This window comes from Agrobacterium tumefaciens str. B6, assembly GCF_001541315.1.
Taxonomy (GTDB): Bacteria; Pseudomonadota; Alphaproteobacteria; order Rhizobiales; family Rhizobiaceae; genus Agrobacterium; species Agrobacterium radiobacter.
In genome coordinates this window covers 270,630-282,841 of the sequence record NZ_LMVK01000001.1, presented here as the reverse complement: position 1 = coordinate 282,841, position 12,212 = coordinate 270,630, and the positions used below count along the sequence as shown (strand labels likewise).

Genomic DNA, 12,212 nt, shown 5'->3' with positions numbered 1-12,212 from the left:
AAACCGCCCAACGCATCCGCGCAGCAGCGACCTGTCAGCGCAGGAAGCCGATGATATCGCGCACCTCGTTCATCGTCTTTTCGGCGATGGCACGCGCCCGCTCGCCACCTTGGCTGAGGATGGCGTCGATATGGGTCGGGTCATCGAGAAGACGGCGCATCTCATTATTGACCGGTGCCAGGACATTGACGGCAAGCTCGACGAGGGCCGGCTTGAAGGCCGAGAACTGCTGTCCGCCGAATTCGGCAAGAACATCGGCCTTGGTCCTGTCGGACAGGGCGGCATAGATGCCGACGAGGTTTTCGGCTTCGGCACGGCCTTTCAGGCCTTCCACTTCGCTCGGCAGCGCGTCCGGATCGGTCTTTGCCTTCCTGATCTTCTTCGAAATCGCATCGACATCATCCATGAGGTTAATGCGCGACAGATCGGAGGGATCGGACTTCGACATCTTCTTGGTGCCGTCCTTCAACGACATCACACGCGGTGCCGGACCGCCGATCAGGGGTTCCACCATCGGGAAATAGGCGTGCACCGGCTCATCGCCGACCGTGATATCGAGCCCAAGCCCCGCCTTGCGGATATGATTGCTGAAATCGATGTTGAATTTCTGGGCGATGTCGCGTGCGAGTTCCAGATGCTGCTTCTGGTCGTCGCCGACCGGAACATGGGTGGCGCGATAGACGAGAATGTCGGCGGCCATCAGGCTCGGATAGGCGAGCAGACCGAGCGAGACCTGCTCGGCATTCTTGCCGGACTTGTCCTTGAACTGCGTCATACGCTCCATCCAGCCGATGCGCGCCACGCAGTTGAACACCCATGCCAGTTCCGCATGTTGCGGCACGGCCGACTGGTTGAAGACGATGTGCTTCACGGGGTCGATACCGGCTGCGATGAAGGCGGCCGCAATCGAGCGAGTCTGCGCCTTCAGGTCGGAGTGAACGAGCTGGGCGGTGATGGCATGCATGTCGACGACGCAATAGATGCAGTCGTTATCTTCCTGCAGCGCCACGAACTTGCGGATCGCGCCGAGATAGTTGCCGAGATGCAGATTGCCGGTCGGCTGGACGCCCGAGAAAACCAGCGGCTTGAATGCGTTCATTGTCGTCCTCGAAAAGGCTTGTGGAGGGCCCCGCCCCATGGTTGGAATTGCACGCGCGCTTATGCACCCGCAGCCCCCAGCAATCAAGCGGTTTCAGGGCTTGTCAGCCGCGCGATTCCAGAAGATCCCAACGATTTCCGTAAGGGTCAACAAAGACCGCAACGGAGCCGTAAACCTCATGGCGCGGCTCCTCCAGAAAGCCCACACCGCGGGCAAGCATGGTCTCGTAATCGCGCCGGAAATTGTCGGTATGCAGGAAAAACCCGACACGCCCGCCCGTCTGGTTGCCAATGGCAAGCCTTTGCTGCTCGCCATCCGCCTCGGCAAGCAGCAGGGCGCCGCCCTCGGTCCCTTGCGGCTTCACCACCAGCCACCGTTTGCCGTCGCCAAGCGGCTGATCGGAAAGGCATTCGAACCCGAGAACGTCGCAATAAAACGCCTTCGCCCGGCCGTAGTCATCCACGACAAGCGTGACGAGCGCGATGCGGCGGTTTTCAGCAAAGGACATCAGCCCGCCTCCGTCTCGACGTTCTTTTTGCCGCGCTTGCGAATGGCTCTCTTCACCATGCCGATATCGGCCCCACCCGAAACGAAAGCCAGCACGAAATAAACCAGCATGGCCGCGAAGACGAGAGCCATGATGGTGCCAGCCCGGATGAAAATGGACGAGGCGGAAGACAGCTCGAATGTCAGCCAGGTCAGCGCATAGTGCACGAAACCGGCCATCAGGGCCGCGGCCAGCAGCAAACGCGGAATGCGGGTCAGCAGTGGAATATCCACATGCCAGTGACCGCGCCACAACAACATGCCGAACAGCAGAGCGGCATTGACCCAGCCGGCAGTGATTTCTGCAATGGCGATGCCGGGACCGCCAAGGCGCGGGAAGAGCGTCAGCGCCAGCGAGACATTCACGACAACGGAAATCGCCGCGAAGATCATCGGCGTGCGGGTATCCTCCCGAGCGAAGAAACCGGGAATAAAGGCCTTGATCAGAACGAAAGCCGGCAGGCCCAGACCGTAAATGCCGAGGATTTGCGCAACGGTGATGGTGGCCGAGGGCGAGAAATTGCCGCGCTCGTAAAGAAAACGCACGATGGGCTCCGCCATGACGAGAAGGGCCGCGGCGGCGGGCAAGGTCAGAAACAGCACGAATTCCACCGAGCGGTTCTGCAGGCTTCCCGCCTCGACCATATGGCCGCCGCGCAAAGCCCGTGCCAGTTCCGGCAAGAGCACGGTGGCCACCGCGATGCCGACGACGCCGAGCGGCAGCTGGTAAATCCGGTCCGCATAGGCAAGCGAGGAGATCACCCCTTCACCAGCAGAAGCGATATTGGTGTTGATCAGCAGATTGATCTGGGTAATGCCGCCGGTGATCGCCGCGGGCAGGGCAAGAACCAGAAGCCGCTGCACATTTTTGGTCATCCGCGGCCTGCGGAAGCCTATGCGCATGCCGGCATTGCGCACGGCGATCCAGACGATGGCAAGTTGCACCACCCCTGCCACCATAACACCCCAGGACAGGGCGTAACCCACCTGCAGAGGATCGTAATTCTTCCACCACGCCAGAGCGAGAACGCCGATGAGGATGATGTTGAGGAACACAGGCGCGATCGCGGCCGCAAAATAACGGTGCAGCGAGTTCAGCATGCCGCCCATCATCGCCGCCAGAGACATGCAGGCGAGATAGGGGAACATGATGGTCGCGAGCCGGACGGTGTTGTCGAATTTTACCGGATCTTCCAGGAAGCCCGGTGCAATCACGGTGCGCACGATGAACGGCATCGACAGTTCCATCAGGATCGTCAGCGCCAGGAGCACGGTGAAGAGAACACCGAAGACCTCCTCGGAAAAGCGCCTTGCGCCCTCCATGCCATTCGCCTCGATTTCCTTGGCGAAAAGCGGCACGAAGGCCGAATTGAACGCGCCTTCGGCAAAAAGTCGCCGGAAGGTGTTCGGAAAACGAAAGGCGGCGTTGAAGGCATCGGCCACGGGGCCTGTGCCGACGGCGGCGGCCATCAGGGTTTCGCGGAGGAAACCGAAGATGCGGCTGCCGAGCGTGGCGGTGCCGACGGTGGCGAACTTGCCGATCAGACTCATGGGCGCTTCAAGCCTTTGCCGTGCGCGCGGCAGGCAGGGCCGCCACGTCTGGATGGGCGATGATGCCGTTCGGCATGCGGTCACGCAATTCGTCTTCCTGTTCGCTCATCACGGCCTTCAGGCGCTGCGCAATGCTGGCCTGGCGGTTGTCGTTCGTCACCTTCTGGCCGAAGAGATCGGTCACATAAAAGGTGTCGATGACCTTTTCGCCGAAGGTGGTGATGCGGGCGGAGTGAATATCGAGCGACAGATCGGCAATGACAGCCGTCATATCAGCCAGAAGTCCCGGCCGGTCGAGGCACTCGACCTCGATGACGGTGAACTTGTTCGACAGCCCGTTGGAAATGATGACCGAGGGCGGAATGGTGAAAGCGCTTTTCTTCCTGCGGCTCTTGGTCCGCGTGGCGATCATTTCCGGAAGACGCTGCTTGCCGGAGAGAACCTCCTCGATGAGCTTGCCGACATTGTTGCCGCGCCGGGTCTCATCCTCGTCGATCGGAAATTCGCGATTGATCAGGATCGTATCCAGCGCCCGCCCGTCGGAGGTGGTGAAAATCTGCGCATCCGCGATATTGGCGCCAGCCGCCGCACAGGCACCGGTGATGATCGAAAGCAGGCGCGGATGGTCCGGCGCCAGTACGGTGATTTCCGTGATGGCATGGAAGGAATGGGTGCGCACCATGGTCGACAGCGCCTTTTCCTGCTTGTCGGCCTCGCGGATGAAGCGGGTGTGTCGCACCTGGTCTTCCAGCGCCACCGTCAGCAGATAGGGCTCGTAATGCAGCTTGGTGTATTTGCGCCGCGCCTTCTGGCCCCAGTCGTCAAGGGCGTCGTAAAGCGCCTGCCGGGCGATCTGCGCGCGTTCCTTGCGGGAGACTTCCGAGAAGCCGCCTGACAGAAGCAACTCGGTCTCATAATAGAGCGAGCGCAGCAGCTGCCCCTTCCAGCCGTTCCAGACCCCTGGACCAACAGCGCGAATATCGCAGACCGTCAGGATGAGCAGCATCTTCAGCCGCTCCATGGACTGCACCTTGTCGGCGAAATCGGTGATGGTCTTGCGGTCATGCAGGTCGCGCGTCTGGGCGACCATGGACATCAGAAGATGCTGCTCGATCAGCCAGACGACCATTTCGGTCTGCTTGCCGGTCAGCCGGAAGCGCTGGCAAAGCTTGCGGGCCACGCGCGCGCCAGCAATCGAGTGATCCTCCTGCCGGCCCTTGGCGACATCGTGCAGCAGCACGGCCACATAAAGCGCCTCGCGTTCCTCCACGCTCGGCATCAGCTGGTTGGCGAGCGGGTGGGCGTCGACAGCCGTTCCCTTGTCCACTTCCGACAACACGCCGACGGAGCGGATCAGATGCTCGTCCACCGTATAGTGATGATACATGTTGAACTGCATCATCGCGACGATCTTGCCGAATTCGGGGATGAACTTGCCGAGCACGCCGGCCTCGTTCATGCGCCGCAGCGTCAGCGCCGGATCGCGTCGCGAGGTAAGGATCGACAGGAAAAGCCGGTTCGCCTCCTCGCTTTCGCGAAGCTCATCATTGATGAGCGACAGCGAGCGGGTGACGACGCGCAACGCATCCGGGTGCAGTTCGAGATTATTGATATCGGCGATGTGGAAGAGCCGGATCAGATTGACCGGGTCGTTCTTGAAAACATCAGGCTTGGCGAGCGCAATGCGCCCCCGGTCCTCGACAAATTCCACCGAGCCGGGAATCTTGCGCACACGATGGGCGAAGCGGCTGAGAACGCCGGAAAGGCCCGGCACGTCTTTCGCCTGGCGATCCTCAAGTGCTGCGCAGACAATGCGGGTCAGGTCGCCCACATCTTTCGCCACGAGGAAATAGTGCTTCATGAAACGCTCGACGGCGGAAAGGCCCGGGCGCGGCTGGTAACCCAGCGCATCGGCGATTTCGCGCTGAATGTCGAAAGAAAGGCGCTCTTCCGCCTTGCCGGTGATGAAGTGCATCTGGCAACGGACAGCCCAGAGAAAATCATCGGCCTTTTCGAACAGCCGGAGTTCCGGCCGTGACAGGACGCCAAGCTTGACCAGATCGGCCGTATCGCGGACGTGGTAATAATATTTGGCGATCCAGAACAGCGTGTGCAGGTCGCGCAACCCACCCTTGCCTTCCTTGACGTTCGGTTCCACCAGATAACGCGTATCGCCCGCCTTGCGGTGGCGCTGGTCACGCTCGGCGAGCTTGGCGGCGATGAATTCCGGGCCGGTGCCGGTGACGACTTCCGACTCGAAACGCTTTTCGAGATCATCGGTCAGGGATTTCTTGCCGCAAATCGCCCGCACTTCCAGAATGGCGGTGCGAATGGTCATGTCGGATTTGGACAGGCGGATGCATTCATCCACCGTGCGGGTGGCGTGGCCGACCTTAAAGCCGAGGTCCCAGAGGAGATAGAGCACAAACTCCACGGCCTTGTGCATGTCAGGCGTGTTCTTGGCCGGCAGCAGGAACAGGAGATCGATGTCCGATCCAGGCGCCAGCGTGCCGCGACCGTAACCGCCGACTGCCGCGACCGCGATCTGCGGCGCATCCTTGGGATAGACATATTGGCAGGCGAGATCATAGAGGATTTCGATCAATCGGTCCTGAAGCCAGGAGATGCGCCGGGCGCAATCAATGCCGCTGCCATCGGCCTTCAGCAGTTCTCTAGCCTTTTCCCGGCCTTCCGCGCTGGCCTTGCGGAAAATCGGCAACAGGTCGGACCTGATATCGGCGGTGCGTTTGCCGTCTTCCTTAAAGATGATGTCGCATTCGCGCTTCAGCGCCGATACATCGAGAATGTCGGAAAAATCCAGGTCCTTGATGGCCATCTATGCCGGTATCCATGTCCTGTGGGATAATCCCACCGCTTGCGATGGGAGTGTCCTATAGCGAGTTTTAAAGGCGATGGACAGGCAATCTATCCCTTACGCCTTGCCAAGTTCTTTCTTCAACGCATAGAGCGCGTCCAATGCCTCTCGCGGCGTCATTTCGTCGGGGTTGAAGCCCTTCAGAGCCTCCTCCACCTTCGATGATCCGGCCTTGCGGGTTTCCTCGCGGCGAACCGCGATCTGGAACAGCGGCAGATCATCGATCAGCTGGCTGGCCGGGTTCTTGCGGTCGGCATCTTCGAGCTTCGTCAGCACCTCGCGGGCGCGCTCCACCACCGATGCCGGCAGTCCCGCAAGCCGCGCCACCTGAATACCGTAGGAACGATCCGCCGCGCCCGGCCCGACTTCGTGCAGGAAGATGACATCACCTTCCCACTCCTTCACCCGCATCGTGGCATTGGAAAGGCGGCCGAGCTTTTCCGACAGCACCGTCAGCTCGTGGAAATGGGTGGCGAAGAGGCCACGGCAACGATTGACCTCGTGCAGATGTTCCACCGCCGCCCAGGCGATCGAGAGTCCATCGAAGGTCGCCGTGCCACGGCCGATTTCATCCAGAATGACCAGCGAACGATCCGTCGCCTGATTGAGAATGGCGGCGGTCTCCACCATTTCCACCATGAAGGTCGAGCGGCCGCGCGCCAGATCGTCTGACGCACCAACGCGGGAAAACAGCCGGTCGACGACGCCGATATGGGCGGCCTCCGCCGGAACGAAGGAGCCGATCTGCGCGAGGATGGTGATCAGCGCATTCTGGCGCAGGAAGGTCGATTTACCGCCCATGTTCGGGCCGGTGAGCAGCCAGATCGCACCATTCTTGCCGCCGTTCACGGCCGACAGATCGCAATTGTTGGCGATGAACGGTCCAGCCGACTGCCGCCGTAATGCCTGCTCCACCACCGGATGACGCCCGCCCTTGATCGCGAAGGTCATGGAGGCATCGACGATCGGACGGCAATAGGCCTGTTCGGTTGCGAGATAAGCAAGGCTTGAGGCGACGTCGATAGTCGCGAGCGCGAAAGCACCGGCCTTGATCGCTTCCGCCTGCTGCACCACAGCCTCGACCATGCGCGCGAAGGCTTCCAGCTCCATGGTCAGAGCCTGCGCTGCGGCGTTGGCGATGCGGCTTTCAAGATCGGCAAGCTCGGTGGTGGTGAAGCGCATGGCGCCTGCCATGGTCTGCCGGTGGATGAAGCGCGCCTTGGCCTCATCCGTCGCCATCATCACATCTGCGTTGCCGGCCGTGACCTCGATGAAGTAGCCAAGCACATTGTTGTGCTTGATCTTGAGCGACTTGATGCCGGTCTCATCGGCATATTTCAGCTGCAGCCCGGCAATCACACGGCGCGACTGGTCGCGCAGCGCCCGCACCTCATCCAGTTCGGGATTGGCACCATCGCGCAGGAAACCGCCGTCCCGCTTCAAAAGCGGCAGGTCGTCGGCCAGCATCGAGCCAAGCATGGCTTCCAGCCCACTCGGCAGCGCTTTCAAATCCGCGAGCGCCGTCGCCAGCTCATCCGGCAACAATCCCTGATCGAGAATCGCGGCTATCCTTTCGGCCGAAGCCAGCCCCTGCCTGATGGCGCCGAGATCGCGCGGGCCGCCGCGCTCCAGCGCAAGGCGCGAAAGCGCACGCGGCATATCCGCAACCTGTTTCAGCGCATCGCGCAGGCCATCGCTGAGCGACACGTCATCGATGAGATAGGCCACCGCATCGAGGCGGGCATTGATCTTCTCCGGATCTGTCAAGGGTGACATCAGCCGCTCGGCCAGAAGCCGTGCGCCGCCGCCCGTGACAGTACGGTTAAGCGCATGCAGCAGCGATCCGTCCCTTTCGCCCGACAGCGTCTTCACCAGTTCCAGATTGGCGCGGGTGGCGGGGTCGATGAAAAGGGTGGAGGCCGCACTTTCACGCTCCGGCGCGCCAAGCGGCGGACGTTCGGCGATCTGGGTTTTTTCGACATAAGCGACGGCCGCAGCGGCAGCGGCCATTTCCACCCGCGAAAACGTGCCGAAACCATCGAGCGTCGAGACGTTGAAGTAACGGGCGATGCGCCCTTCCGCAGTAGCGCTGTCGAAAAGAATCGCCGGCTGCGGCACGGCCACACGACCGAGCACATCAAACACCGGTCGCAATTCCTCGTCATGGAACAGGCTGTCGGCGACAATCAACTCCCGCGGATCAATGCGCCAGATATCGGCGAGAAGCCGGGTCAGCGTGGTTTCCGCCAGACGGAAGACGCCGGTGGAAATATCGATCCAGGCGAGTGCAAACTGCGCCTCGGCGCTGCCGCGAATACGGGCGAGCGCCATCAGATAGTTGGATTCCGTCGGCGACAGCAGTTTTTCTTCGGTCAGCGTGCCGGGGGTGACAAGCCGCACGACATCACGTTTGACCACGGATTTCGATCCGCGCTTCTTCGCCTCGGCCGGGTCTTCCACCTGTTCGCAGACGGCGACGCGATAGCCGCGCAGGATGAGCTTCTGCAGGTAGTCATCCGCCGCATGGACGGGAACGCCGCACATGGGAATATCGTGCCCCATGTGCTGGCCGCGTTTCGTCAGCGTGATGCCGAGCGAACGGGAGGCTTCGACCGCATCGTCAAAGAACAATTCGTAAAAATCGCCCATGCGGTAGAACAGCAGCGAACCGGGATTGTTCGCCTTGATCTCGATATATTGCTCCATCATCGGAGTGGCCGTCGCGCGGCTCTCTTCCGAGATCAGGGAAGCGGTTGTCAGAACGTCCGTCAATGGCCTGCCGATGTCATATCGTGTTGCGGAAAAGGAGCGCCGACACTAGCGGCAATGCCCGCCCCTGCACAACACGCACCGAACAGCTGCCCACAGGAACATCCCGAAAGGTTCCGATCAAAAACCGGTCAGCCGTTGATGCGCTCGGTCTCACCGCCATAATAGCTGATGTAGCGGCCGGCGATGGACGATACGGGCAGGACCACGAGAACGTCCGTCGTGTTGAAGGCATGGTCAACAACCGCGCCGGAGCCGAACATGGCGCCAAGACGCATATAGCCCTTGATCAGCGGCGGCATGGCGTTCAGCGCTTTGCGGGCGTTGAGCGCCTCGGCCGGCACGAGGTCCATCTCATGATAAAGCTCGGGAAGGGCGGAAGCTGCCCACTCGCCCTTGGCCACGCAATTATGATGCAGGAAGGACAAGGCAAGCGCATGGGCCTCCGGCTGCACGCCGGGGAAGGAGGCGCAACCGATCATGGCATCCATGCGGTGTTTCACGGCATAGGCCCAATTGCCCTGCCAAAGAAGCTCGACGGTACGCTTGGTGCGATATTCCGGCAGCACACAGGAGCGGCCAAGCTCCATGAAGCGCTTGCCCGGATGGCGCGCAACGAGCCCGGCAATGTCGAACTCGCTTGCGGAATAGAAGCCGTTATTGGCGAGCGCCGTTTCCTGTCGCAGCAAACGATAGGTGCCGACGATCTGGTCTTCGCTGTCGCCTTCGATCGCCTTGTCGAGCACCAGCAGATGATCGCAGACGCTGTCCCAGGCATCGATGTCGCGCTTGCGGCGCATCGCATCTGCGGGAAGGCGCGCCTTCATTTCCTCGACGAAAACCCGGTAACGCACGGATTGCGCGGCATCGATTTCGCGTTCATTTCTGGCGAGCCGTGTTTCCAGCGTGCCTATACGACCGAAAAGACCCTCATTGTCCTGAGCTGTCTCGGGACGAGGACTAATGACAACATTGCTTTCACAAATGTCGTGATTGAGGATTTCGGCAACCATGGGGAATCGCTCCGCCACCAAAGAATTTTCCTGTCATAAATCACTAATTGACGACAGAATAGTGACAAAATGTCACCAGCGCGAGTCTGTCAAGTTATGATGGCAACAGGCGTTTCGCCTCGAGCAGCCGACGGATTTCCTCTACCAGCCGTCGCGGGTCGGCAGGCTTGGTCAAAACTGCGCCGGCACCGGCCTTCAGCAGGATTTCGGCGGTCGCGTCACTCGTATCTCCGCTGAGCACGATGACGGGAATATTCCTTTCCCCCTTCAGCGTATGGAGAAGGTCGGGAAGCACGTCCAGCCCCTCGCCGCCCGGCATGTTGAGATCGGAGACGATGAGGTCAGGCAAACGGGATGCGCTTGGCTCCAACGATTGCCGCAACGCCTCAAAGTTCTCGACAACACGGACGATAAAACCGGTTTTCTCCAGAACGGCGCGAACGATGCGCTGATTGACGGCATCGTCTTCGGCCACGAGTATCTCGATACCGCTCGCACCCTCCGCCACCCGCGACGAAAATCCCACATCGGGATGGTTGTCGTTGATCGCGTCCCGTCGCTCTATGCCGCGCAGACGGCCGCACAGGACGTCGATCAGCGATTTTTCGCGCAGCGGCCGGATCAACCAGGCATCGAAGGAAACATGCATGGTCGACGGCCGTTCTTCCGGGCTGACCAGCAGCGTGCGGCGAACATTCTGTTGCGGCCAATCCTTGAGCGCGTCCCTGAACAGCGCCGAAATGCGTCGGTCGACAATGATATCGGTGAGATCATCCGCCCGGGTGGCAGACTCCTTCCGCAGCTTTTCAAGATCTTCAGACTGGTGGATGAGAGTACATTGACCGCCGAAGGCTTCGATAGCCTCCATCGTCACCGCCGCCGCCACGCCCTTTGGCGCGATGAGCAGGACATTTGTATGCCGCAGGCAATGACGCCGTCCGGGATCCGCCATTTCGGCGGGTGCGCCGCCCGGCCGGAACGTCAGTTTGAAAGTGCTGCCCTTGCCCTTTCGGCTGGAAACCGTGAGGCTGCCGCCGAATTCCCGCACGATACGGGCGGAAATCGCAAGGCCGAGACCTGTGCCTGCGCTTCGCTGCGACAGCGGGCCTGCCTGTTCGAATTCACCGAAAATACGGGCCTGCTCGGCCTGGCTCATGCCCGGACCGGTATCTTCGACAGTGATGTGCAATTCGCTGTCGACCATGCGCGCCCGGATGACGACGCCGCCTTCCCGCGTGAATTTGACGGCATTGCCGAGGAGATTGAAGAGGACCTGACGCAGCCTTGCCGGATCGAAATCGAGATGATCAGGCACGTCAGGCGTAACGAAGGAGGTGATTTCTATGCCTTTTTCATGGGCCCGATGGGCCAGCATCTCAACGATGCTCTCGATCATCCGCCGCAGGTTTTCCGCGCGCGGATTGAGCCTGAAGCGACCCGCTTCCATCGTCGAATAATCCAGCAGATCCTCGACAAGCTGCACCAGCGACTGGCCGGACTGCTTCATGCCATCGAGATAATTGCGCTGCTCCTCATTGAGCTTCGTCTGCGACAGAAGATGGTTCATGCCGAGCATGCCGGAAAGCGGCAGGCGGATTTCGTGGCTTACGGTGGCAAGCAGCCTTGCTTTTTCGGCATCGGCCTTTTCGGCCCGCAACCGGGCATCTTCCCGCTCACCGAGCGCAAGCCGCTCTTCGGTCACATCTCTGGCGATACTGCTGATGAGAAGCCGGCTGCTTGCCAGATCGCGGGTCACGACATCATGCCAGGAAAAGATGCGCTGACCGAACGGGGTCGCGATCTCGACATCATAGGCGTGGACCTTGTCACCCGGGCGGAAAGCGATGCCGATTTCCTCGCAGCTCAGCCCTTCGGGGGCCGCACAGCCGGTCATTTCACGAAAGACCCGGTTCGCCTCAACGATGCGCCGGTTCATGTCGCGGATCACGACGATATCGCCCATGAATTCCTGCATTTCGGCAATCAGCGAGCGGTTTTGCGTTTGCCGCATCCGGAGATCGGAATCTGCAACCAGTGCGCCGGGATGCCGGGAGGATTCGCCGAAGAGCGCGTAGAGGAGGACACCGACAAGCACTGCGCCAAAGAAGGTTGCCAGCGCGACGGTAACCGCATAGGGCACCGCAAGCGCGATCAGGGCTGCGGAAAAAGCCCCAACTGATAGTGAAACGGCGACATAAAGCGCAATCGATCTGGCATCGGTCGCATGTTCTTCATCCCCATGGTGCGTTGTCGTATCGACACGATCCGCCGGCTGCGCCGCCGTGGCGGCCAGGCCATCTGAAACTTTCTGTCGAAGTCTTGCCAGTTCGCTCATAGGCAACCGCTACCACGGCAGCGG

General features: G+C 60.8%; 7 protein-coding genes. All 7 read right to left on the bottom strand.

Features of this window, described 5'->3' with window-relative positions:
• Positions 1-34: 34 nt before the first annotated feature.
• Complete coding sequence (trpS, locus tag ASB65_RS01390) at positions 35-1,099, bottom strand: tryptophan--tRNA ligase (RefSeq protein ID WP_060722832.1); 1,065 nt, start codon at positions 1,097-1,099, stop codon at positions 35-37.
• A 103-nt stretch (positions 1,100-1,202) separates the two neighbouring features.
• Positions 1,203-1,607: a VOC family protein gene (locus tag ASB65_RS01385; protein WP_060722831.1), complete on the bottom strand. Its 405-nt coding sequence runs from the start codon at positions 1,605-1,607 to the stop codon at positions 1,203-1,205.
• Entirely contained in the window at positions 1,607-3,196 is a 1,590-nt protein-coding gene (gene murJ, locus ASB65_RS01380) for a murein biosynthesis integral membrane protein MurJ (RefSeq protein WP_031234217.1), read from the bottom strand. The genes ASB65_RS01385 and murJ overlap by 1 nt, the downstream gene beginning before the upstream one ends.
• 7 nt (positions 3,197-3,203) lie before the next feature.
• Complete coding sequence (locus ASB65_RS01375) at positions 3,204-6,032, bottom strand: [protein-PII] uridylyltransferase (protein ID WP_003503765.1); 2,829 nt, start codon at positions 6,030-6,032, stop codon at positions 3,204-3,206.
• Positions 6,033-6,128: 96 nt separating this feature from the next.
• Entirely contained in the window at positions 6,129-8,780 is a 2,652-nt protein-coding gene (gene mutS, locus ASB65_RS01370) for a DNA mismatch repair protein MutS (protein ID WP_077998536.1), read from the bottom strand.
• A 191-nt stretch (positions 8,781-8,971) separates the two neighbouring features.
• The gene (locus ASB65_RS01365; protein ID WP_003503769.1) at positions 8,972-9,853 is read right to left on the bottom strand and encodes a GNAT family N-acetyltransferase; all 882 of its coding nucleotides are present in this window, start codon (positions 9,851-9,853) and stop codon (positions 8,972-8,974) included.
• A 94-nt stretch (positions 9,854-9,947) separates the two neighbouring features.
• On the bottom strand, positions 9,948-12,188 hold the full coding sequence (locus tag ASB65_RS01360; protein ID WP_060722830.1) for a hybrid sensor histidine kinase/response regulator: 2,241 nt from the start codon (positions 12,186-12,188) through the stop codon (positions 9,948-9,950).
• Positions 12,189-12,212: the final 24 nt, after the last annotated feature.

Coding starts and splice junctions, on each gene's coding strand:
- ASB65_RS01385 (WP_060722831.1), bottom strand. CDS start 1,607: ATGTCCTTTGCTGAAAACCGCCGCATCGCGCTCGTCACGCTTGTCGTG.
- ASB65_RS01360 (WP_060722830.1), bottom strand. CDS start 12,188: ATGAGCGAACTGGCAAGACTTCGACAGAAAGTTTCAGATGGCCTGGCC.
- ASB65_RS01375 (WP_003503765.1), bottom strand. CDS start 6,032: ATGGCCATCAAGGACCTGGATTTTTCCGACATTCTCGATGTATCGGCG.
- ASB65_RS01365 (WP_003503769.1), bottom strand. CDS start 9,853: ATGGTTGCCGAAATCCTCAATCACGACATTTGTGAAAGCAATGTTGTC.
- trpS (WP_060722832.1), bottom strand. CDS start 1,099: ATGAACGCATTCAAGCCGCTGGTTTTCTCGGGCGTCCAGCCGACCGGC.
- mutS (WP_077998536.1), bottom strand. CDS start 8,780: ATGATGGAGCAATATATCGAGATCAAGGCGAACAATCCCGGTTCGCTG.
- murJ (WP_031234217.1), bottom strand. CDS start 3,196: ATGAGTCTGATCGGCAAGTTCGCCACCGTCGGCACCGCCACGCTCGGC.